The organism is Pseudomonas sp. AFG_SD02_1510_Pfu_092, assembly GCF_003331055.1.
Classification (GTDB): Bacteria; Pseudomonadota; Gammaproteobacteria; order Pseudomonadales; family Pseudomonadaceae; genus Aquipseudomonas.
Window position 1 is genome coordinate 30255 of the sequence record NZ_PUQD01000031.1, and the last position, 23252, is coordinate 53506.

Below are 23252 nucleotides of genomic sequence, written 5' to 3' on the forward strand. Positions count from 1 at the left end.
CCGCGTCCTTCACGCTATGATCGCTCACCTCGCCGCGGACGCTCCGAACCATGCCCGTAGACCTGCAAACGTTGTACCCCAGGTTGATCCATCTGATGCTGGACACCGTGTTCGTGGTCGACCGGGACAACCAGATCGTTTTCGTCAGCGATGCCTGTGAGGCGCTGCTGGGCTACCAGGCCCACGAACTGGTCGGTACGCCGATCACCGACTACATGCACCCTGACGACCTGGCCATCACCCGCGCCTCGATCGTCCGGGTGATGAACGGCCAGTCCCACTACGACTTCCGCAACCGCTACATCCGCAAGGACGGCACGATCGTGCATATCCTCTGGGCGGCCTGCTGGTCGGCTGAGGCCGACGCGCGCATCGGTGTGGCGCGGGATGTGACGGCCCAGTGCCAGGCCGAGGAAGAACTGCGCTTCCTCGCCCACCACGACCCGCTCACCCGCCTGGCCAACCGGGCCATGTTCAACGACCGGCTGGATACCGCACTCGCCGCCGCCCGCCAGCGCAACCAGCCGCTGGCCTTGCTGTTCCTCGACATCAATCACTTCAAGGACATCAACGACAACCACGGCCACAGCGTCGGCGATCGGGTGCTGTGCACCGTGGCCCGGCGCCTGGAAGGCTGCGTAGGTGCCGCCGATACGGTGGCGCGGATGGGCGGTGACGAATTCACCGTGCTGCTGACCGACAACGCCTCGCCCGAGGCCATTGCCGAGCACGTGGCGCGCATCCTGGCGGCCATGGCCGAGCCACTCGGCGCCGGGCTTTCCGGCATCGACGCGCCATCCTGCAGCATCGGCGTGGCCTGTTTCCCCAGGGACGGCAGCGATGCCGACATGCTGCTACGCCATGCTGATGGTGATATGTACCGAATCAAACGACAGCGCACTGCGGCGGGCTAAGTGAAAAAGGGAACGACCATGGCAGAACATCGGCAACAGGCGGCCGAGCAACCACGCGCCCACATCGGCCTGGGCGAAGCCCTGCTGTTCTGGCTGAAGCTGGGCTTCATCAGCTTCGGCGGCCCGGCGGGGCAGATTGCGATCATGCATCAGGAACTGGTGGAACGCCGCCGCTGGATCAGCGAACGGCGCTTCCTGCATGCCCTCAACTATTGCATGTTGCTGCCTGGCCCCGAGGCCCAGCAACTGGCCACCTACATCGGCTGGCTGATGCACCGCACCTGGGGCGGGGTGATTGCCGGCGCCCTGTTCGTGCTGCCGTCGCTGTTCCTCCTGATCGGCCTGTCGTGGGTCTATCTGGCCTGGGGCGAGGTGCCGGTGGTAGCCGGGATTTTCTACGGGATCAAGCCGGCCGTGACCGCCATTGTCGTGCATGCCGCCCACCGCATTGGCACGCGCGCCCTGAAAAACGGCTGGTTGTGGGCCATTGCAGCGGCGTCGTTCGTGGCCATTTTTGCCCTCAACGTGCCCTTCCCGCTGATCGTGCTGGCGGCCGCCGTGCTGGGTTATCTCGGTGGGCGACTGCTGCCGGGGCAGTTCGCGCCCGGCGGTGGCCACAGCGCGGCCAAGGCCAGCCATGGCCCGGCGCTGATCGACGACCACACGCCAACACCGGCGCACGCGCGTTTCAGCTGGGGGCGGTTAGTGGGCCTGCTGCTGGTGGGCGCCGTGCTGTGGCTGCTGCCCATGGCGGTGCTAATGGCCAGCTTCGGCTGGCACGGCACGCTGACGCAAATGGGCTGGTTCTTCACCAAGGCGGCCTTGCTGACCTTCGGCGGCGCCTACGCGGTGTTGCCTTACGTCTACCAGGGCGCGGTCGGCCATTACGGCTGGCTGTCGCCAACGCAGATGATCGATGGCCTGGCACTGGGTGAAACCACCCCCGGGCCGCTGATCATGGTGGTGGCCTTCGTCGGCTTCGTCGGCGGCTACCTGCACCCCATGTTCGGCAGCGACCAGGCGTTCATCGCCGGCGCGGTGGCGGCGAGCCTGGTGACCTGGTTCACCTTCCTGCCCTCGTTCCTGTTCATCCTCGCTGGTGGCCCGCTGGTGGAATCGACCCACAACGAACTGAAGTTCACCGCCCCGCTGACCGGGATCACCGCCGCAGTGGTAGGCGTGATCCTCAACCTGGCGCTGTTCTTCGGCTACCACGTGCTGTGGCCGGCCGGGCTCGACGGGCCGTTCGACTGGCCTTCGGCGCTGATTGCCCTGGCGGCGACGGTGGCCTTGTTCCGCTACAAGCGCGGGGTGATCCAGGTGCTGCTGGCCTGTGCCGTGGCGGGGCTGGCCATCCACCTGGCAGGCGCGCGGTAGCCGCGCGCCAGGCTAAAGCACCGGCTTGCGCGCCGCACCGCTGCGGGCCTTGGCCATCGCCGCCAGGCGCACCGCGACGTTGGCCGCGCCATAACCGCTGTAGCCCGCCTTGCGCTGGATGATCTCGAAGAAGAAGCGCTCCTCGAACGGCTCGGTGTAGACATGGAACAGCTCGCCGCCCTGGGCGTCGCGGTCGTACAGCACGTTGTAGTAGGCCAGCTCGCTGAGGAACTCGTCGTCGAAGTCGAAACGCGCGGCCAGATCGTCGTAGTAGTTCAGCGGAATCTCCAGCAGCGGCACCCCGGCCAGCTTGGCCCGCGCCACCTCACGGAAAATGTCGTCACAGTCGAAGGCAATGTGATGCACCCCCGAGCCGCGGTAGCTGGACAGCGCGTGGGCAATCGCCGTATTGCGGTTTTCCGAGATGTTCAGCGGCAGGCGCAAGGTGCCGCACTGGCTGCGCAGGGCGCGGCTCTTGACCAGGCCGTAAGGGTCCGGCAGCACCACTTCGTCGTCGGCGGCGAAGCCGAACAGGCTCTTGTAGAACAGCACCCAGCTGTCCAGTGACTCGGCCGGCAGGGCCAGGGCCATATGGTCGATGCGGCGCAGGCCGCCGCTGGCAGTGGCGCTCTGGTCCAGGCTGAAGTCGGTGTGGTACAGGGTCTGGCCGGCCGTGCCCTGCTCCACCAGGTACAGCAGGCTGCCGTCTGGCGCGCGCACCGCCGGCACCTCGCACTCGTTAGGCCCGACCAGGCCACGGAACGGCTGGCCACCCAAGGCCGTGGCACGCTTCAGCGCGGCCTGCTGGTCCTTGACCCGCAGCGCGGTAGCGCACAACGACGGCCCATGGGCTTCGAAGAAGTTGTGGCCGAAGGAATAGGGTTCGGCGTTCAGCACGATGTTGATATCGCCCTGACGCAGCAGCTGCACCGCTTTGCTGCGGTGCGTGCCGGCTGCGGCGAAGCCCAGGCGCTTCAGCCAGCTGCCCAGGCGCGCGCCGACGGCTTCGTCGACCGCGAATTCGAGAAATTCCACGCCGTCGTAGCGGCTGGCGGCTGGCGGGGTGAACAGTACGCCAGGCTCGATCGGGGTGTTTTCCTGCTCCAGGCGCAGGCGGGTCTGCTCTTCGAGGTACAGCAGCGAACGCAGGCCATCGGCGGCGTTCTGCCGGGGTGGTGCGGCGCGGAAGCCGTCGTTGAAGATTTCCAGCGACAGCGGGCCACGGTAGCCGGTGACGAGGATCGGCGCGAGGAAGCCGGCCAGGTCCATCTCGCCCTGCCCCGGGAAGCAGCGGAAGTGGCGGCTCCACTCCAGCACATCCATGGCCAGGATCGGCGCATCGGCCATTTGCACGAAGAAGATCTTGTCGCCGGGGATGTCGCGGATCGCGCTGGGGTCACCTTTGAGCGACAAGGTGTGAAAGCTGTCGAGGATCACCCCGAGGGCCGGGTGATCGGCCTGGCGCACCAGGTTCCACACTTGCTGGTAGGTGTTGACGTGGCGGCCCCAGGCCAGCGCTTCGTAACCAATGCGCAGGCCGCGCTTGCCAGCCTGCTCGCCCAGCAGGCGCAGGTCGTCGACCAGTACCTGTTCATCGCCCAGGGCGTCGGCCTGGACGTTACTGCACACCAGCACCAGGTCGGTACCCAGTTCCTGCATCAGGTCGAACTTGCGCTCGGCGCGGTCGAGGTTTTTCTGCAGGCGGTCGCGGCGGCAGCCTTCAAAGTCGCGAAATGGCTGGAACAAGGTAATGGCAATGCCCATGTCGGCGCACATCTGGCGGACCTGGCGCGGGCTGCCGGCGTAATACAGCAGGTCGTTCTCGAAGATCTCGACACCGTCGAAACCGGCGGCGGCGATGGCTTCGAGCTTTTCCGGCAGGGTGCCGCTCAAGGACACGGTGGCGATCGAACGCTGCATGGCGGGAGTTCCTTGTTGTTAGAAGGTTACGAAGCGGCTGCAAGGCGACAGGACCACGCCTGAAAATGCGCAGCCACAGTGCCTGGCAGGATCGATTATTCGCAGGTAAAGTCGGCGCTTCAACAGGTTTGTACGAAATGGTTAGTTTTTCGTTCGATTATCGCACACAACCCGTTTCTGCGAATTGCCAGCCCGCTGGCCCGTGGTCAACATGAACCACAGACGCAGGCACACCGACCATTGCCTCCTGCCTTGCCCAACCCCCGGCGGAACCTGCGCAAACAACAATAACAACGGAGACAACGATGGCTCACTCCAGCTCTCAAGCGAAGAAAGCGACCGCCAGTGGGTGGATAGGCTCGGCACTCGAGTACTACGACTTTTTCATCTACGCCCAGGCCGCTGCGCTGATTTTCCCGCAGATATTCTTCCCTAATACCGACCCGAAAATGGCCATCATCGCCTCGTTGGCCACCTACGGCGTGGGTTACCTGGCGCGCCCTGTCGGCGCCTTCGTGCTGGGCCACTGGGGCGACACCCGCGGCCGCAAGAACGTCCTGCTGCTGTGCATGTTCCTGATGGGCCTGTCGACCATGGCCGTCGGCCTGCTGCCCACCTACCACGACATCGGCCTGCTCGCACCGGCCTTGCTGGTGGTGCTGCGCCTGGTCCAGGGCTTTGCCGTGGCCGGGGAAATCTCCGGCGCCAGTTCGATGATCATGGAACATGCGCCGTTCGGCAGAAGGGGCTACTACGCCAGCTTCACCCTGCAGGGCGTGCAGGCTGGCCAGGTCCTGGCGGCGGCGGTGTTCCTGCCACTGGCCTACTTCATGCCGAGCGAGGCGTTCAACGACTGGGGCTGGCGCATACCGTTCCTGATGAGCGCCATCGTGCTGATTGCCGGCTTCATCATTCGCAAGGAAGTGCACGAAACCCCGGCGTTCGTGAAGGAAGAGCAGCAGGACAAGGTGGCCAAATCGCCCATCAGCGAAGCCTTCCAGCACAGCTGGAAGCACATGGTGCTGGTGATGTTCATGGCGCTGATGAACGTGATCCCGGTGGTGGCCACCATCTTCGGTGCCGCCTACGCGGTACAGCCGGCGTACGGCATTGGCTTCGACAAGAGTGTGTACCTGTGGATTCCGGTGGTCGGCAACATCGTCGCGGTGCTGGTGATCCCCTTCGTCGGCAACCTGTCGGACAAGATCGGCCGTCGCCCGACCATGATCGCCGGTTGCCTCGGCTCGGGCCTGCTGGCCTTCGTCTACCTGTACGCCATCAGCATACAGAACGTGCCGCTGGCGTTCGCCGCGTCGATCGTCATGTGGGGCATGGTCTACCAGGGCTACAACGCGGTGTTCCCAAGCTTCTACCCAGAGCTGTTCCACACCCGTTATCGCGTTTCGGCCATGGCCATCGCACAGAACATCGGCACCATGCTGACCGCCATGCTGCCGGCACTGTTCGCCCTGGTTGCCCCGCCCGGCTCGGAGAACATCCCGCTGGTGGTCGGTGGGCTGGCGTTCTTCATCACCTGCGTATGCGCCCTGGCAGCATACATTGCCCCGGAAACCCACCGCCTGGCGATGGAGGACCTGGGCAACCCTCAGGCCAGGCCGATGGAGAAAGCGGCGTACGAGGCCAGCCGTAAAGGCAGCTTTCAGGCGGTGAGCCACTGACAGGCCGCACGGGGCTGCCCTGCAGCCCTTTCGCCGGCAAGCCCCCCCAGGTATTGCACAAGGCCCACAGGCCACACCAATCCTGTGGGAGCGGGCAAGCCCGCGAAGCAGGCGGCGCGGTGGATGGCACCGGCTGCGCCGGTGTTCGCGGGCGCGCCCGCTCCCACAGAGTTGGCGCCAATGTTTCAAAATTGAGCAAGACAGTTGCTCCCACCAAGTTTTTTCACATGAATTGAGCCTTGCACCGTACCTGTGGGAGCTGGCTTGCCGGCGAAAGGGCCGCAAAGCGGCCCCGGCGACCTCAGCCTGTCACCACTTCCTGCAAACACTGCCAAAGCCGCTCGACATCCGCCCGCTCGGTCGGCAGTGCGCCAATCGACACCCGCACCATCCACTGCCCGTCCAGCGTCGCTGGCGTCACATAGGCCTCACCGGACGCATTCAGCCGCTCGGCCCACGCCTTGGTATGCGCATCCAGCGCCTGCCCTTGCAGCCCCGCCGGCCGATGGCGAATGCACAAGGTCTGCAACGGCACCGGTGCCAGCAGCTCCCACTGCGCCGCCGCGCCAACCTGCGCGGCCAGCCAGCGGGCATTGTCCAGGTCGCGCCGCAGCCGTGCCTGCAAGGCCTCCACACCCTCGCTACGCAGCATGAACCACAGCTTCAAGGCCCGGAACCGCCGCCCCAGCGGGATGCCCCAGTCACGCAGGTTCTTCACCTCGCCGTCCACCGCCGATTGCAGGTAGCTGGGGTTGGTGCTCATCACCCGAATCAGGTGCTGCGGGTCGCGCACGTAGTAGATCGAACAATCGAAGGCCACACCCAGCCACTTGTGCGCATTGACCACCACCGAATCGGCCAGCTCGATGCCGTCCCACATCCAGCGGCATTCCGGCAGGATCATCGCCGAACCGGCCATGGCCGAGTCCACGTGCAGCCACAGGCCATGGGCCTGGGCGATCTCGCCGATTGGCCGCAGCGGGTCGAGGGCGGTGGTGGTGGTGGTGCCGGTGGTGGCGACCACCGCGCACGGCCGATTGCCAGCGGCCAGGTCCTGCTCGATCGCTGCTTGCAAGGCCTCCGGGCGCAGGGCGTATTGCTCGTCGGTGGCGATCAGGCGGATGTTTTCGCGGCCAAAACCGGCCAGCAGCGCGGCCTTGTCCACCGAGCTGTGGGCATGCGCGCTGACATACACGATCAACGGCCTGGCTTCGGCCTGCAGGCCGCCACGGACCAAGGCGTAGTCGGTGGCACGTTCCCGGGCGCTGATCAGCGCCACCAGGGTGCTGGTGGATGCGGTGTCCTGGATCACCCCGCTCCACTGCCCAGACAAGCCAAGCAGCTGGCGCAGCCAGTCGAGGGTGGTTTCTTCCAGTTCGCTCAGGGCCGGGCTGGACTGCCACGACAGGCCGAGTACGCCCAGGCCGGTGCTGAGGAAATCACCGAGGACCGACGACAGCGTGCCATTGGAAGGGAAGTAGCCGTAGAAATGCGGGTGCTGCCAGTGGGACAGGCCGGGCATGACCAGCTGGTTGACGTCGTCGAGAATCGCCGCGAAAGGCTCGCCCTGGCGGGGGGCCTGGGCCGGCAAGGCGGCCTTGAGGTAGCCGGGGGCGACCTGGGCCATGACCGGGCGTTCGCCGACGGTCTGGCGGTAGTCGGCGATCAGGTCGATCAGTTGGTGGCCGTACTGGCGGAATTGTTCGGGGGTCACGCTCGGGCTCCTGTGGGTTGTTAGCCGCCTGTGCCGGCCTCTTCGCGGGTAAACCCGCTCCCACAGGTATTGCAACGTGCTTGAGAGCGATGCAGTTCTTGTGGGAGCGGGTTTACCCGCGAAGAGGCCAGTACAGACAACACAATGCCCAACAGTCTAGGCAGCTATGCCGAACCGAATAACCCCGCCTTGCGCATACCTACTATGGCAAACCCGCATGCCCACCCTGCACGCCGAACTGCGATTGGCGCCATAGCTCGAACACCCGGTTGCGCAACCAGCGGTGCTCGGCCGAAGCCTGCAGCCGCTGGTGCCAGACCACCCAGTAACGCTGGCTGTGCTCGATGAAGCCCAGCGGGCGCCAGGCCAGGTCATGCAGGCGGCACAGCTGCCGGGCGATGTGCTCGGGCACCGTGGCCAGCGCCTGGCTGTTGGCGATCACCTGCACCGTGGCCGAAAAGAACGGCACTTCCAGGCTGACCCGCCGCTGCAGGCCCTGGGCGCGCAGGTGGCGGTCGATGAAACTGTCCTTGTCGCCGCCGCCGGAAATACGCACATGCTTGTGCGCCAGGTAATCGGCCTGGCTCAGCGCGCTGCAGACGGCCAGCGGGTGGTCGCGGTGCATCAGGCACACGGCGCGGTCCTCGCCCAGCAGGCGGCCGTGCAGGTTGGCTGGCGATTCATCGAACAGCGTGGTGGCCAGGTCGATCTCGCCGCTGGCCAGCAACGCATATTGGCCCGCCTGCCAGGTGCGGTACTCCAGCGATACGCCCGGCGCCTCGCGCTCCAGCGCCGCCACCAGCAGCGGCAACATGTGCTCGGCCACGTAATCGGAAGCCGCCAGGCAAAAGCGCCGCTCGCAGCGCGCCGGGTCGAACACGGCGGGCTGACGCAGGGCGTGCAGCGCTTCGAGTACCTGGCGCAACGGTTCGACCAGGGCTTCGGCATGCTCGCTGAGCACATAGCCACGGCCTTGGCGCACCAGCAGCGGGTCGTCGAAGGCTTCGCGCAGGTGGGCCAGCTGGCGGCTGAGGGCCGACTGGCTGACGCCCAGGCGCTCGGCGGCGTGGCTGAGGTTCTTCAGCTGCAACAGGTGGTCAAGGGTACGCAGGTGGGCGAGGCTGAGGGAGGCGAAGGTGGGGTTCATACAGGCTCCCTTCCAGAGAATCGACCGGCCCAATCGCCGGCAAGCCAGCTCCCACAGGGTCATCCACAACCGTTGGGGCTTGTGCTGTACCTGTGGGAGCTGGCTTGCCGGCGATTGGGCCGCAAAGCGGCCCCAAAGAATCAGATCAGTCGGTCAGACCGACGTACACGTTCTGCACATCATCGTTCTCGTCGATCGCCTCGAGGAACGCTTCTACCTCGGCCAGCGCCTCAGCACTCAGGCTGGCGGCGCTGACCGGGTTTTTCGGGGTGTAGCCGATCTTCGCCGAGGTCACGGTGAAGCCATGCTCCGGCAGGGCTTTTTGCACCGCGTCGAGGTCGGTGGTGTCGGTGATGAACAGGGTCGAGCCCTCCTCTTCACCCTCTTCGAAGTCCTGGGCACCGGCTTCGATCGCGGCCATTTCCGGGTCGGCGTCGCCTTCCGGGGTGGCTTCGATCAGGCCGACATGGTTGAAGTCCCAGGTTACCGAACCGCTGGCACCCAGCTGGCCCTTGCGGAACAGCACACGGATTTGCGCGACGGTGCGGTTGACGTTGTCGGTCAGGCACTCGACGATCAGCGGCACCTGGTGCGGGGCGAAGCCCTCATAGCTGACGGCATGGTATTGCACGGCTTCGCCGTCCAGGCCGGCGCCTTTCTTGATGGCGCGTTCCAGCGTTTCACGGGTCATCGAGGCTTTCTTGGCCTGGGCGATGGCCAGGCGCAGGCGCGGGTTCATGTCCGGGTCGGCGCCAGATTTGGCAGCAATCTGAATTTCCTTGGCCAGCTTGCCCATGATCTTGCCCTTGGCGTTGGCAGCTGTTTCTCTATGCTTGGCTTTCCACTGTGCGCCCATGTCGACTCTCTTGTTTCAGCGGCCGGTTCAGGAAGCGACCGGCCAAAAGTGGGTGCAGTTTATACGCCCTCAGCCCCGCGTTCGACAAGCAATCTCGTCAGCCTTTATCGGCTTTGCCTGCCGCCGCAGCGAAGCGCGCCAGGCGCACATCCAGCCGCCGCGGACGCAGGCCACGGTCCTCGGCGCGCTCCTTGCGGCGGATGGCATTGCGCACCAGCAGCGAGCCCAGGTAGCGAATCGGCTCGGGCGGGAACAGCCCGAGCGGGCCTTTGACCAGTGGCGAGCGGGTCCACGGGTTGTCCAGCCCCAGCGCCAGCGACGAGAGGATCTGCCCGCCCATGTGGCACGGCCCGACACCGCTGCCGGAGTAACCTAAGCCGTAGAACACGTTGCCCTGCCCGTCCAGCCGGCCGAAGAACGGCAAGCCGGTCACCGAGCGGTCGGACGGCCCGTTCCAGCTGGCCGCCAGCGGCACCCCGGCCAACGCCGGGAAGAACTCGCCCAGGCTTTCGCGCAATAGCGACTGGTACGGTGAGGGCTGGTCGAACACCGGCAGCATGCGCCCACCGTAGGCGAAGGTATTACCGCCCTTGCCGAGCATCAGCCGACCGTCACCGGTGTTGTGGTAGTAATGCACGAAGATGCGCGAATCGAGCACGCTGACGCCGCTGTCCAGGCCAACCTGGCGCAGCAGGTCGGGGCACGGTTCAGTGATGACCATGTCGCTGGAAACAATCGCCACGCTGCGTTCGAACTGCGGGAAGGCGCGCGCCATCCAGGCGTTGAGGCCCAGCACCACGCGGTCGGCGCGCACGCTACCGCCGGCCGTGCGCAGGTGCACCGGCGCGCCGTGCTGCAAAGCGGTCATGGCAGTGCCCTCGAAGATTCGCACACCGCGCTGCAACGCCACCCGGCGCAGGCCACGCACCAGCTTGCCCGGCTGCACGGTGGCGGCCGCCGGCGAAAACCAGCCCTCCAGATGCCGCGCCGAACCGGCCAGGCGCTGCACCTGCTGCAGCGGCAGGCGGCTGAACGAATTGATGCCCTTGCGCTGCAGCGCTGCGATCACCGCGTCGGTGGCACCCACCTGGGCGGCGTTGCTGGCGGTGTACAGCGTGCCGTCCAGGCGGTAGTCGCAGTCGATGCCATTGGCCGCACAGAACGCGCCGATGGCACTGATGCTGCGCTCCGACTCGCGCACCAGGCGCACCGCCTCGGCCACCCCGAACAGGCGTTCGAGGGTGAAGTACTTGGCCGACCAGGACAGCGCACAACCGCCATTGCGGCCACTGGCCCCGGCACCGCAGATGTCGGCCTCGATCAGCACCACATCCAGCGCCGGCAGCGCCTCCTTGAGCATCAACGCGGTCCACAGGCCGGTATAGCCGCCGCCGACGATGCACACATCGCAACGGGTATCGCCTTGCAACGGTGGGCATACCGCCTCGTGCGCCGCATCCAGGGCCTGTTGCAACCAGAAGGGTCTCATTCGCTCGCTTTCCTGTCAGGTACGCAGTGGCTTGATTGCCATGCTGGTGTTGGGTGCCACATCGCTGCTTTGCGCGGCGCTGGCCGGGCGGCTGTTCCAGTGCGGCAGCAGCACCAGCGCCGAAAACAGCGCGCAGCCGGCGAACACGATGAACACCGTGACACCGTCGAAATACCCTGGCAGCAGCCCGCCCAGCACCGCGCCCACCGAGCCGCAGCCGTTGACGAAGCCCGCGGCGGTGGCGCCGGCCTTGGCGGTGCCGAAGTCGATGGCGGCAGCGCCGCTGATCATCGAATCCGGGCCATACAGGGTCAGGCCCATGACGAACAGCAGGGCCACCACCAGGATCACGCTGCCGGTGTGCATCGCCGCCATGAACGCCGCCAGGGCCATGGTCAGCAACACCAGGCTGATGACGCAGGCTGGCATGCGCCGGGCGCCGAACAGCTTGTCGGAGGCCAGGCCGATGATGATCGGGCCGAGCAGCCCGGCCAGCTCGAAGGCGGTCGGGATGATCGCTGCACCGACCTTGCCCACCGAGGGCATCTGCTCGAAGACGATCACCGGCCCCCACAGCAGGATGGCGTAGCGCGCCGGTTTCAACAGGAAGTACGCAAGCCCCAGGGTCAACACCGTGCGATTGCGCATGATTTCCTTCAGGGGTGCCCATACGCTGCACAGGTTGCCGGCCGGGGCCATGCTCTGCGGCTCGGGCTCGACGGCCGGCAGGCCGACGTCTTCAGGCTTGTTGCGCTGCAGGAAGAAGAACAGCACAGCCACCAGGGCCACCACCGCGGCACTGGAAAAGAACGCCGCGTGCCAGCTGCCGACCAGGGTATACGCCCACCACCCGGCAAACGGCGACGCCACCAGGCCGCCAAAGGCATAGCAGGAACTCCACAGGCCCAGCACCCGCCCACGCTGCGAGGCCGGGAAGAAACTGCCGATGTTCTTGCACAACCCGGCCCAGCCGGTCGATTGCGCCAAGCCTTGCACCAGCATGCAGGTGGCGAAGATCGGGAAGGTCGCGTAACTGCCCATCACCACCGCTGCGGCCGCCGAAATCAGCAGGCCGCCAAGCACCACCACGCGCGGGCCGAAGCGGTCGGCAAGCATGCCCCAGGTGAATTGGCCGACGGCGTAGGCGGCCAGGTAGATGGCGTCGAGGTTGGCCATGGCGGCCTTGTCGAGCATGAAGTTTGGGTCTTCGGCGATGCCCAGCTTGGCCACCGAGAACGCCTTGCGGGTGAAATAGAAGGCGGCGTAGGCCAGCCAGGTAATAGCGAAAATCTGCATGCGCCAGCGTTTGAACGCGGCTAGGGATTGGTTCATGTCAGTCTGACCTCTTGCTCAAGTGTGCCGGCAGAATGTGAAGAAACGCCTGTCTTGTTCTTGTGTTACGCACAGCGATGACGGGCTGTCATCGGGTCAGATGGCGCCGTGTGGGTGCCATGGCCCTGGCGGCGCTCGTGGTGCCAGCGTCGGGCTGAACAGCATGGAAACAGCTGCGGAAAAATAAATAAAATCGATTTATCGTATTACTCACATAAGCCCAGCTTGTTACTGAGGTCGCCATGTCGGTTTCCCATGCTCAACTCAAGGCCTTTCATGCCGTGGCCGTACACGGCAGCTTTACCCGTGCGGCAGAAAAGCTGTTTCTGACCCAGCCGGCGGTGTCGGACCAGGTACGCAAACTCGAGGAACGCTTCGGCGTGTTGCTGTTCCACCGCAACAAGCGCTCGGTGCAACTCACCGACCTGGGCGAGCGCCTGCTGGGCATCAGCCAGCGCCTGTTCGCCTGCGAGGCCGAGGCCCACGAGCTGCTGCAGGATTCGCGCGCCCTGCACACCGGCAGCCTGGTGCTGGCGGTGGATGCGCCGGTGCACGTGCTGCCGCAGATCGCCCGCTTCTGCCAGCGCTATCCGGGGATTCAGGTCAAGGTCGAGACCGGCAACAGCGACGAGTCGCTGGCCCGGCTGTTCAGCTACCAGGCCGACCTGGCCCTGCTCGGGCGGGATGTCGATGACGAGCGCCTGCACTGCCTGCCGCTGCGGCGCGACCCGATGGTGGCGTTCGTTGCCCACCAGCACCCGTGGGCCAGCCGCGGCGCGATCAGCCTGGCGGACCTGGACGATATGCCGCTGGTGCTGCGCGAGCCCGGCTCGGTGACGCGGCAGACCCTGGAAGAGGAGATGCGCCGGGCCGGGCTGCGGATTCGCCCGGCGATCCAGGTGGAGGGCCGCGAGGCGGCGCGCGAAGCAGTGGTGGTGGGGATTGGCGTGGGGGTGGTGTCGGCGGCGGAATTTGGTGCGGATGCGCGGGTGTGTGCGTTGCCGATCGTCGATTGCCAGCGGCACCTCACCGAGACCCTGGTGTGCCTGAGCGAGCAGCGTACACGGCGGGTTGTGGCGACCTTTCTGCAGATGGTGGAGGATGGGTTGTAAACCTGTGCCGGCCCCTTCGCGGGCTCTGTGGGAGCGGGTTTACCCGCGAAGAGGCCGGTACAGGCAACCCGACCATCCTGCGAGGCCTGGCGCTAGCGGGTAGCGATCACGAACAACCGCGGGAACGGCAGCAGCACTTTGCCATCGGTGGCGGGCGGATAATCACGCTGCATGGCCTGCAGGTACATCTGCAGAAAGGCCACCTGTTCTTGCTCATCGAGCCTGGCCAGATACGGCCGCAGCGCCGACCCCTTGAACCATTCCACCACCGCTTCGGCACCGCCGGGCAACGGGTGATGATAGGTGGTGCGCCACACATCCACCCGCGCGCACAGCGGGCTGAGCAGGTCGTAGTAGAACGCTGCGGCGTGGCGTGGCGGCAATTGGAAATCGGCAAATTTCGCCGCCCACGGGCCCTGGCTGGCGATTTCACGCAGCTGCCGGTGGGCCGGCTCGTCGAGGTTGTCCGGGGTCTGCACGGCCAGGCTGGCGCCTTCGCTCAACTGGCGCACCAGGTGCGGGTACAGCGAGGCGTGGTCGGGCAGCCATTGCAGCGAGGCATTGGCCAGGATCAGGTCTTGCGGTTCGGGGGCGGACCAGCTGGCGATGTCACCGACGACCGTGCGCACGCGAGGGATGCACAGGCGTTTGCGTTCGCGCGCCTTGTCGATCATGTCCGGGTCGCTGTCCAGGGCGGTCACCTGGGCGTCCGGGCAGCGTTGCAGCAGTACCTCGGTGGAGTTGCCAGGGCCACAGCCCAGGTCGGTGGCGTGGCGCACCGGGCGCGGTGGCACGGCGGCGAGCAGGTCGCGTACGGCGCGGGTACGCTCGTCTTCGAACTGGGAATACTGGGTGGCGGACCAGGCCATGTGCGGCTCCTTTGCGCGGGCTAAATGCTCAGCATATGCCATCTACCCTGGTCTGATAGGTTTGATGCGGTCCTTTGTGGAAGCGGCCGGGTCCTCGCGGGAGCCGGCCGTTTCGCCAAGCGAATGACGCTTAGTGCTGCTTGCTGGCAGAACGAATCTGGTGCACCACACCCATCGCCACCACCACTGCCGCGGCGATACCGGTAGAAATCACCAGGATCTGGTAGTCAGGCATGAAGGCCATGGTCACCAGGGCGGCCACGATGAAGGCGATCACCAGGTAGGTCAGCCACGGGAACAGCCACATCTGCAGGCGCACTTCCTTGCCCTCGGCAATCAGCTTGCGGCGCATGCGCAGCTGCGAGAAGGCAATCACCAGGTACACCAGCAGGGCGATCATGCCGGTGGTGTTCATCAGGGTTTCCAGCACGTCCTTCGGGCGCAAGGTTTCGCTGAAGTTGATCAGCGCACACACCACGGCCACGGCGCACGAGCCCATGATCGCGTACACCGGTACGCCGGTGCCGGCGCGGGTGATGCCGAAGAACGACGGCGCGTCGCCACGCTGGGCCAGCGAGAACAGCATGCGCGAAGCGGTGTAGTGGCCCGAGATCAGGCAGCTGCTCACCGAGGTCAGCACCACGAAGTTCATCAGCAACTCGGCATACGGCACGCCCAGCAGCTCCAGGGTGCGGCGGTAGGCGCCGTAGCCAGAAACGCCCAGCTGCGGGTCGTTCCACGGTACCAGGCAGACGATCAGGAAGATCGAGCCGACGTAGAACAGGCACACGCGCCAGACCACCGAGTTGGTCGCCTTGACGATCTGCGCGGCCGGGTCCTTGGCCTCGGATGCGGCGATGGTGACGATTTCCGCGCCGAGGAAGGCGAACATCACCCCCAGCAAGGCGCCGATCACCGTGGTGATGCCGTTGGGCATGAAGCCTTCGGCGGTGAGGTGGCTGATGCCACGCACTTCACCGAACTGCCAGATGTTCAGCACGGCAGCGGTACACACGATCAGGAAGCAGACGATCGCGATCACCTTGATCAAGGCGAACCAGAACTCGAACTCGCCGTAGTGCTTGACGTTGAAGAAGTTGACGGTGATCAGCAACAGGGTCGTGGCCAGCACGAATACGTTGACGCTGACGTCGGGGAAAAAACCATGCAGGATCTTGCCCGCCACATAGGCTTCCCAGGCCATGAGGATGACCCAGTACCACCAGTACAGCCAGCCGATGGTGAAACCGGCCCAACGGCCGATGGCGCGGTCGGCGTAGGTGGAGAACGAACCGGTGTCCGGCGAGGAAGTCGCCATTTCACCCAGCATGCGCATGATCAGTACCACCAGGATGCCGCCTGCCAGGTAGGCCAGGACAGCGGCTGGGCCGGCGCTGTGGATCACGCTGCCGGAGCCGACGAACAAGGCGCCGCCGATAACCCCGGCGATCGACATCATCGTCAGGTGGCGCGACTTGAGCGAGGCACTGAGTTTGCTCTCGTGCCCGCTTTTCGCGGTGGTGGTTGTGGATGTTGCGTCCATCAGTGGTGTACCCCGTGCTTCTTTTTATCCAAGGAATTGCGTGAAACCCCGATGGCTGGCGGTTTCACCCGTACATCAGTGCTAATGCGCGCAGGATGGTGTGAACGAACACACGCAGGCCTTCCATGGCGGCCTGCTGACGCGCCCCAGGGCTGGCGCCTGGAGCGAACTGAACATGCTTTATGTGGCGATATCTGACACCTAATGTAAAAATGTCCGACGCAGAGAGCCATGCACAGTGGCATGAATCTCGCACTGCACTGTACAGGTCGCCCATGCAGTACACCCTGCAAGCGCCTGGCGATACGCAACCTGAAGGCCCCGAATGTTCGAATTACATCCAGACTCCTCGACCCCGCTGGTGAACCAGATCATCGACGGGCTGCGCGAGCTGATCGACAACCAGACCCTCAAGCCAGGCGCCAAGGTGCCCTCGATACGCGCCTTTGCCGCGAGCTATTCGGTGAGCACCTTCACCGTGGTCGAGGCCTACGACCGCCTGGTCGCCCAGGGCCTGCTGGTGAGCCGGGGCAATGCGGGGTTCTTCGTCAACCGGGCGGCGGGCGAATTGCTGGATCAGCACAACGCCGAGGCCGACACCAGCCGCCCCACGTTCAACTCCGAGTGGTACCTGCAACAGATCTTCGAAATCCGCCAGTTGCCGTTCAAGCCAGGCTGCGGCTGGCTGCCCAACGACTGGATGTACGAAGACGGCCTGCGCCGTGGCCTGCGCCAGGTGGCCGGTAGCCCGCTGGAGCTGTCGGGGTATGGCGACCCGATGGGCTTGCCAGAGCTGCGCGCGCTGACCGCACAGAACCTGCAGCAGGAGCTGTCGATTGTCGCCAACCCGGCGCAGCTGATGCTCACCCACGGCGCCAGCCAGGCCCTGGACCTGGCGGCCCGCACGCTGGTACGCGCGGGCGATGTGGTGCTGGTGGACGACCCCGGCTACCCCAACCTGATGAGCATCCTGCGCACCCAAGGTGCGACCCTGGTCGGCGTGCCGCGCACCCCGGCCGGCTACGACCTGAACCAGCTCGAGCAGTTGCTGGCCCATCACCGCCCGACCGCGTTCTTCACCCAGCCGCACCTGCACAGCCCGACCTGCTCGCGCACCCCGCTGCCGCAGTTGCACCGCCTGCTGCAACTGGCCAGCCAGCATGGCTTCCGCCTGGTGGAAAACAACCTGTACGCCGACATGGTCGCCGAACCGCAACCGTGCCTGGCCAGCCTCGACCACCTGCAGCAGGTAGTGTACGTAGGCAGCTACTCGAAGAGCATTTCGCCCAACGTGCGGGTCGGCTATCTGCTGGCCAACCCCGAGCTGATGCAGAAACTGCTGCAGCTGAAGATGCGCTCGGGCCTGACCACCTCACAGGTGATGGAGCGCGTGGTGTATGCGGCGATCATCGACGGGCGCTGGCGCAAGCACCTCAAGCGCCTGCGCCAGCGCCTGGCCGAGGCGCACCAGGAAGTTGGCCGGCATCTGCATCGATTGGGCTTCGAACTGTTCATCGAGTCGGATGAAGGCATGTACATCTGGACCCGCCACCCGGCGATTCCGGACAGCGCGGCGTTGCTGGACGATGCGCTGGAGAAAGGCATCATGCTCGGGCCCGGGCAGTTGTTCATGGTCGACGCCAAGGCCACCGGGTGGATGCGCTTCAACGTGGCATTCAGTACCGAGCCGGCGATGTGGGAGTTGCTGGAGAAGGTGCTGGTGAAGCATGTGCGGCGCGGTGGGATGTAGTACGCCGATCCCTGTGGGAGCGGGTTCACCCGCGAAGAGGCCGGCAGCCATCACACAGCTGCCAGCCTCATGCCTTAACGCCAATCCACTCCGTCGGCAAAGAACGCCCGCGCATTCGCCTCCAGGCTCTCCAGGTGATACCCCCCTTCCTGCACGATCAGGCACGGCAGGCGCAACGCCCGAATCCGCTCGCCCAACATGGCAAACCCTTCGGTGGTCACCGCCACCTTGCTCTGCGGGTCCAGTTCGTAGATATCGAACCCCAGCGACAGCACCAGCACCTCGGCGCCAAAGTCCTTCAGCGCAGCCAGCGCAACGTCCAGCTGCGCCATGAAGTCCGCTTCGCTGGCACCATGGGCCATCGGCAGATTGAGGTTGTACCCTGCCCCCTCCCCGCTGCCACGCTCATCCTCGAACCCGGCCACACCCGGATAGAAATTGGTCGGGTCGCCATGCACCGACACGTACAGCACATCACGGCGATCGTAGAAGATTTCCTGAATCCCCTGCCCATGGTGCATGTCGGTATCCAGCACCGCGACGCGGTTGTAGCGGCTGCGCAAGGCCTGGGCGGCGACGGCGGCGTTGTTGATGTAGCAGAAACCACCGGCCGCATCGAACCGCGCATGGTGCCCCGGCGGGCGACACAACGCATACGCCGCCGGCTCGCCATCGATGATCGCCTTGGCCCCGGCCACCGCGCTCTGCGCCGACCAGTAGGCCGAGTGCCAGGTGCTCTCGCCCACCGGGCAGCTGCCATCGGCCAGGTAGCGCCCGGCCTGGGCGAGAATGCCGCGCAGGGCGTTGGGCTGGCGCACGAAGATATTGGACATGACCTCGTCGCCCCAGTCCTCGGGCACTTCCTTCCAGCGCGCATGGGCTTCTTCGAGGAACGCCAGGTAGGCCTCCCCATGCACCGCCTTCAGCGGGGCCAGGCCGGCATCGGCGGGCTGGCGGATGTCGAAGCCGAGGTCCCTGGCCGCCTGCAACAGGCGCACGGCGCGCTCGGGGACTTCCTGCGGGGTGCGCATGGCGCCGCGCGAGTAGTAGCTGCGCGGGTGGTGCAGCAGTTGCTCGGGGTGGAAGTAGCAACGCATCAGGCTTCTCCTGGTTCGACACGGCCGGCGCGGGCCAGCACGGCATTGAGCAGTACATCGGCGCCCTGACGGGCATCCTCGGGCAATACGTCTTCGGCCTCGTTGTGGCTCAGGCCGCCGACGCAGGGGATGAACACCATCGCCGTCGGGCAGTAGCGGGCCAGCAGGATGGCGTCATGGCCGGCGCCACTGACGATCGCTTGCTGGGCATAACCGAGGCCGTCCACCGCGTGCTGCACGGCGGCGACGCAGTCGGCGTCGAACGGCGTGGCCGGGCTTACCCAGTGGCGCTCGATGTGCACCTGCAGGCCGCGCTGGCTGGCGATGGCTTGCAGTTTCAGGGTCAGCTCGCGCTGCATCGCCTCGATGGCGTGATCGTGGTGATGGCGCAGGTCGACGGTGAACTGCAGCAAGCCCGGGATGGTGTTGCGCGAGGACTTGGCGATGGCCAGTTCGCCGACCGTGGTCAGGCCTTCGGGGGCGAAGTCCGCCGCCAGTTGCTCGACCGCCTGGATCATCCGCGCCGCGCCGTACAGGGCATCCTTGCGCAATGGCATCGGGGTGGTACCGGCGTGCGCCGCCATGCCCTCGACTGTCACGTCCAACCAACGGATGGCCTGGCCACCGCTGACCACGCCGATGGCCTTGGCGTTGTCTTCAAGGATCGGACCCTGCTCGATATGCGCCTCGAAATAGGCATCCACCGGGCCGCCCAGCGGGCGTTGGCCGGCATAACCTGTGCGTTGCAGTGCGTCGGCGACGCTGATGCCAGCGGCGTCGCGAATGGCCAGCGCTTCGTCCAGTGCCAGAGAACCGGTGAACACCGCCGAACCGAACATGGCCGGGGTGAAGCGCGCGCCCTCCTCGTTGGTCCACACGGCGATTTCCAGCGGTTTGCACGTGCGGATGTTCAGGTCGTTGAACCGGCGCACCACTTCAAGGCCCGCCAGCACACCATAAACACCATCGAAACGGCCGCCCTCAGGTTGGGTGTCGAGGTGGCTGCCCATCATCACCGGGGCGGCATCCGGGTCACTGCCCGGGCGGCGGGCGAACAGGTTGCCGATGGCATCCACGGTCAGCGTCAGGCCGGCTGCCGTGCACCAATGGCTGAACAGTTCACGGCCGGCCTTGTCCTCGTCGCTCAGCGCCAGGCGGCAGCTGCCGCCACGGGCGGTGGCGCCGATTTCGGCCATGGCCATCAGGCTCGCCCACAGGCGCTCGCCATTGCATTTCAACATGTGCGGGTACTCCAGAATAAAGCGGTTCGGTCAGGCCAGTTCCAGGCGCTGGCTACGGGCGTACTGGCGTGCCAGGGCGAGCACGCACAGCAGAGAAGTGGTTGCGATCAGGGTGTAGAACACCGCCATCGGCCACCACTGGCCGCTGAAGGTGTGGGCCAGCCAGGTGCCGATCAGCGGGGTCAGGCCGCCGGCGATGGCACCGCAGATCTGATAGGCCAGGGAAATGGCGGTGTAGCGCACGCGGGTAGCGAACATGCCGCTGACGTAGCCGGCAATCACCGCGTAGAACGAGGCCATGCAGGCTGCCGCCAGGGCGATGCCGAGCACGATCAGCGGGCCTTGGCCAGAGCTGACCAGGACGAACATCGGGTAAGGCGAAGCCATGGCCAGCAATGCAACCAGGGCCAGGAAACGGGTGGCGCCGATCTTTTCCGAGAGCCAGGCGGCCAGCGGCTGCACGCAGAACTGGATGATTGCCACGAAGAACAGGCACTCCAGTATCAGCGAGCGCTCCAGGTGTAACTGCTGGGTGGTGTAGCTGATCATGAAGGTGTTGGTGAAGTAGACCCCGGCAATGCCCAGGGTATTGGCACCGATGCACAGCAGCAGCGGGCGCCAGGCCGTGCGCAGTACTTCGAAGACCGGCGCCTGTTCCTTGCGCCGGGCCTTTTCCGCCTGCTCGCGGCTGGCGATGAATTCCGGCGACTCGTTCACCCCCAGGCGGATGACCAGGCCCACCAGCAGCAACAGCGCGCTGGCCAGGAACGGTACGCGCCAACCCCAGCTCATCAGCTGCGCTTCCGGCAAGCGGGTGACCGCGCCGAAGGCCAGCAACGACAGGATCAGGCCCGCCGGGCTGCCCAGTTGGGCGAACGAGGCGAAGAAGTTGCGCCGGCCTTTGGGCGCATGCTCGCCGGCCATCAGCACCGCCCCGCCCCACTCGCCGCCTACGGCGATGCCCTGGACGATGCGCAGCAGGATCAGCAGCACCGGCGCGGCGCTGCCAATTTGCGCGTAGGTCGGCAGCAGGCCAATGCCCACGGTGACGATGCCCATCATCAGCAAGGTGATGACCAGCGACTTCTTGCGCCCGATACGGTCGCCGACATGGCCAAAGACGATGCCACCCAGCGGCCGGGCGAAGAAGCCGACGGCGAAGGTGCCGAACGCGGCCATGGTGCTGAACAGGCTGTTGTCGGACGGGAAGAACAGCGCGCCGAACACCAGCGCGGCGGCGGTGGCGTAGATGTAGAAGTCGTACCACTCGATCATGGTGCCGATGAACGCGGCGGCAGCGGCGCGGCGCGGTTGGGGGGAAGTGTTGGGCTTCATGGGGGCTCCTTTGCTTGTTGTTCTGGCAGGAGTTGTCGGGGCACGGTGGCGCTCTGCTGGCGCTTGGTCTGGGGCATCGGGGTTTACAGGCCGTGCTGGACCTGTGGGAGCGGGCAAGCCCGCGAAACAACCAACAGCGAACCAACAGGCCTCGATGCCTGCGATTTATCGGCCCAGGGCTATGATTAGTCAATTTTCTATTTATTATTCGCACTATTAGCCACGCTTATCATCGAGCCCTGCCATGCCCGACCGCCTGCTCAACGACCGTCTCGACTGGAACCTGCTGCGCACCTTTCGGGTCATCGGCCAGGAGCTGTCCATCAGCCGCGCTGCCGCGCGCCTGCACCTGACCCAGCCGGCCGTGAGCCAGGCGCTCAAGCGCCTTGAAGAACAGCTGGGCCGCCAGCTCATCGCCCGCCGTGGGCCGCGCTTCGTGCTGACGGAAATGGGCGAGCAGCTGTTCCAGCTGGCCGGCGAGGTGTACGGGCAGATGTCGCAGATCGGCGGCCTGCTGGAGCAGCCGGCGGACGAGCTGGTGGGCAAGGTGCGCCTGCTGATGATCAGCCGCATCGTCAGCGAACGCTTTGACGACTTCCTCGCCGAGTTCCACCGCCAGCACCCACGGGTGGAGCTGGAAATCGATGTGATGCGCAGCTCCGACATCGTCGCCGCCCTGCAGGAGAAAACCGCCACGGCCGGCCTCAGCCTGAACCGACGGGCGCAACCGCGGCTGGAGCAACGGCTGTTCCTGCGCCAGCGCTATGCGTTCTTCTGTGGCAAGCACCATGCCCTGTTCGGCCAGGCCGAGGGCGACCTGCAGCGGGAAAACTTCGTCAGTTTCACCAGCGACCAGATCGGCGGCATGTTGTCGCCGCTGACCATCTTCCGCGACCAGCAAGGCTTTGCCGGGCGGATCGTGGCGTCGTCACCGAGCCTTGAAGAAGTGCGCCGGCTGGTGATTGCCGGGTTTGGCATCGGTTGCCTGCCCGAGCATGTGGTAGCGCCGGATGTCGAAGCCGGGTTGCTATGGAAGCTGCCGCCGCAGGAAGGGATCGCCGATGTGGACATTCACCTGCTGTGGCACCGCGAACAGCGCTTCACGCGGGCGGAGGAAGCGTTCATCGAGGCGTTGCAGACCCGCCTCGTTTGAGGCACTAGCCGAGCGGAACGGCTTTGTGACGCGCTGGTGATTTCATCTTGGATCCCATTTTCCGACGCGGTATGCTGGCCAATAGCTAAACGCCACCACCCCGGCAGGCTGCACGCCTGCCTTCAAGGACGAGCCCTTTGCCCAGCCACCCTACCCGCCATACCATCGCCCGCCAATGGCAGCTGCTCAAACTGCTGCCCGGCCGCCACCCGGGGATGACCTCGACCCAGTTGCAGACTGCCCTGGCTGGCGCGGGCCATACCACCAGCAAACGCACGGTCGAGCGCGACCTGGTCGAACTCGCGGCGCTGTTCCCGCTGCAGTGCAACAGCAAAGGCATGCCCTACGGCTGGTACTGGCAACCCGGCCTGAGCCTTGAGCAAGCGCAGCAGCTGCAGCCCGATGCCCTCGCCCCGGCGGAACAGGTCGAGCTGCGCGCCTGGGTCGATGATGCGCTGGTTAGGCGCCTGCAGGCACAGCCGCTGGCCGCCGACATGCAGCTGACCGCGCACCCGAACGGTGGCGCCACGCTGGTTGCCAGCGTCGCCGACAACCGCGCGCTGATGGGCTGGTTGCTGTCGCAAGCGAGTTCGATCCGCGTGGAGGCGCCGCTGGCGCTGCGCGTGGCCATGCTCGAGCAGTTGCGCCAGAGCCTGGCGCTGCACGACGCAGGTTGTTGACCCGCACGCAAAAGTCATTGTCCGCCAGGGCGCTTTTTCCCACA

The 23252-nt window shown here is 65.7% G+C and carries 18 protein-coding genes; 7 read left to right on the top strand and 11 right to left on the bottom strand.

From position 1 onward, the window contains the following. The first annotated feature begins 50 nt into the window (after positions 1–50). Positions 51–914, top strand: coding sequence for a sensor domain-containing diguanylate cyclase (locus C6A77_RS14710; protein ID WP_114170123.1), 864 nt, complete (start codon positions 51–53; stop codon positions 912–914). 18 nt (positions 915–932) lie between these two features. Further along, positions 933–2291 carry a chromate efflux transporter gene (gene chrA, locus C6A77_RS14715; protein WP_114170124.1) on the top strand — a complete coding sequence of 453 codons (1359 nt, stop codon included), beginning with the start codon at positions 933–935 and terminating at the stop codon, positions 2289–2291. A gap of 12 nt (positions 2292–2303) precedes the next feature. Here the strand turns inward: chrA and quiC are convergent, their stop codons facing one another. After that, positions 2304–4211: a 3-dehydroshikimate dehydratase QuiC gene (gene quiC / locus C6A77_RS14720; protein WP_114170125.1), complete on the bottom strand. Its 1908-nt coding sequence runs from the start codon at positions 4209–4211 to the stop codon at positions 2304–2306. A gap of 305 nt (positions 4212–4516) precedes the next feature. Between quiC and C6A77_RS14725 the strand changes: the two genes are divergently transcribed. After that, positions 4517–5890: an MFS transporter gene (locus C6A77_RS14725; protein WP_114170126.1), complete on the top strand. Its 1374-nt coding sequence runs from the start codon at positions 4517–4519 to the stop codon at positions 5888–5890. 301 nt (positions 5891–6191) lie between these two features. Here the strand turns inward: C6A77_RS14725 and C6A77_RS14730 are convergent, their stop codons facing one another. The 5 genes from C6A77_RS14730 to C6A77_RS14755 form a co-directional block, all read right to left on the bottom strand. Next, on the bottom strand, positions 6192–7604 hold the full coding sequence (locus C6A77_RS14730) for a DOPA decarboxylase (RefSeq protein WP_114170127.1): 1413 nt from the start codon (positions 7602–7604) through the stop codon (positions 6192–6194). 202 nt (positions 7605–7806) lie between these two features. Continuing rightward, on the bottom strand, positions 7807–8751 hold the full coding sequence (locus C6A77_RS14735) for a LysR family transcriptional regulator (protein WP_114170128.1): 945 nt from the start codon (positions 8749–8751) through the stop codon (positions 7807–7809). 145 nt (positions 8752–8896) lie between these two features. Next, positions 8897–9607, bottom strand: coding sequence for a YebC/PmpR family DNA-binding transcriptional regulator (locus C6A77_RS14745; RefSeq protein ID WP_114170129.1), 711 nt, complete (start codon positions 9605–9607; stop codon positions 8897–8899). Positions 9608–9704: 97 nt separating this feature from the next. Then, positions 9705–11096 carry an FAD-dependent oxidoreductase gene (locus C6A77_RS14750; RefSeq protein ID WP_114170130.1) on the bottom strand — a complete coding sequence of 464 codons (1392 nt, stop codon included), beginning with the start codon at positions 11094–11096 and terminating at the stop codon, positions 9705–9707. Positions 11097–11111: 15 nt separating this feature from the next. Further along, positions 11112–12428: an MFS transporter gene (locus C6A77_RS14755; protein WP_114170131.1), complete on the bottom strand. Its 1317-nt coding sequence runs from the start codon at positions 12426–12428 to the stop codon at positions 11112–11114. 242 nt (positions 12429–12670) lie between these two features. Here C6A77_RS14755 and C6A77_RS14760 point away from each other — a divergent pair, with 242 nt between their 5' ends. Then, a complete protein-coding gene (locus C6A77_RS14760) occupies positions 12671–13540 on the top strand; it encodes a LysR substrate-binding domain-containing protein (RefSeq protein ID WP_114170132.1) in 870 nt (289 codons plus the stop codon). Between the two features lie 92 nt (positions 13541–13632). On the opposite strand, the gene tam is transcribed toward C6A77_RS14760, so the two are convergent. After that, positions 13633–14409 carry a trans-aconitate 2-methyltransferase gene (tam, locus tag C6A77_RS14765; RefSeq protein WP_114170133.1) on the bottom strand — a complete coding sequence of 259 codons (777 nt, stop codon included), beginning with the start codon at positions 14407–14409 and terminating at the stop codon, positions 13633–13635. Positions 14410–14539: 130 nt separating this feature from the next. Next, positions 14540–15952, bottom strand: coding sequence for an amino acid permease (locus tag C6A77_RS14770; protein ID WP_114170134.1), 1413 nt, complete (start codon positions 15950–15952; stop codon positions 14540–14542). Between the two features lie 325 nt (positions 15953–16277). Between C6A77_RS14770 and C6A77_RS14775 the strand changes: the two genes are divergently transcribed. After that, positions 16278–17702 carry a PLP-dependent aminotransferase family protein gene (locus C6A77_RS14775; protein ID WP_114170135.1) on the top strand — a complete coding sequence of 475 codons (1425 nt, stop codon included), beginning with the start codon at positions 16278–16280 and terminating at the stop codon, positions 17700–17702. A gap of 74 nt (positions 17703–17776) precedes the next feature. Here the strand turns inward: C6A77_RS14775 and C6A77_RS14780 are convergent, their stop codons facing one another. From C6A77_RS14780 to C6A77_RS14790, 3 genes are read right to left on the bottom strand one after another with little or no spacing between them, the layout of a single operon-like run. Further along, the gene (locus C6A77_RS14780) at positions 17777–18799 is read right to left on the bottom strand and encodes a histone deacetylase family protein (RefSeq protein WP_114170136.1); all 1023 of its coding nucleotides are present in this window, start codon (positions 18797–18799) and stop codon (positions 17777–17779) included. Further along, positions 18799–20040: a Zn-dependent hydrolase gene (locus C6A77_RS14785; protein WP_114170137.1), complete on the bottom strand. Its 1242-nt coding sequence runs from the start codon at positions 20038–20040 to the stop codon at positions 18799–18801. Before C6A77_RS14785 ends, C6A77_RS14780 begins: the two co-directional genes overlap by 1 nt. A gap of 30 nt (positions 20041–20070) precedes the next feature. Continuing rightward, positions 20071–21375, bottom strand: coding sequence for an MFS transporter (locus C6A77_RS14790; RefSeq protein ID WP_114170138.1), 1305 nt, complete (start codon positions 21373–21375; stop codon positions 20071–20073). Positions 21376–21619: 244 nt separating this feature from the next. On the opposite strand from C6A77_RS14790, the gene C6A77_RS14795 reads away from it, so the two are divergent. Together C6A77_RS14795 and C6A77_RS14800 are read left to right on the top strand one after the other, a co-directional pair. After that, a complete protein-coding gene (locus tag C6A77_RS14795) occupies positions 21620–22528 on the top strand; it encodes a LysR family transcriptional regulator (protein WP_114170139.1) in 909 nt (302 codons plus the stop codon). A 137-nt stretch (positions 22529–22665) separates the two neighbouring features. Continuing rightward, positions 22666–23208, top strand: coding sequence for a WYL domain-containing protein (locus C6A77_RS14800; protein ID WP_114170140.1), 543 nt, complete (start codon positions 22666–22668; stop codon positions 23206–23208). Positions 23209–23252 lie beyond the last annotated feature (44 nt).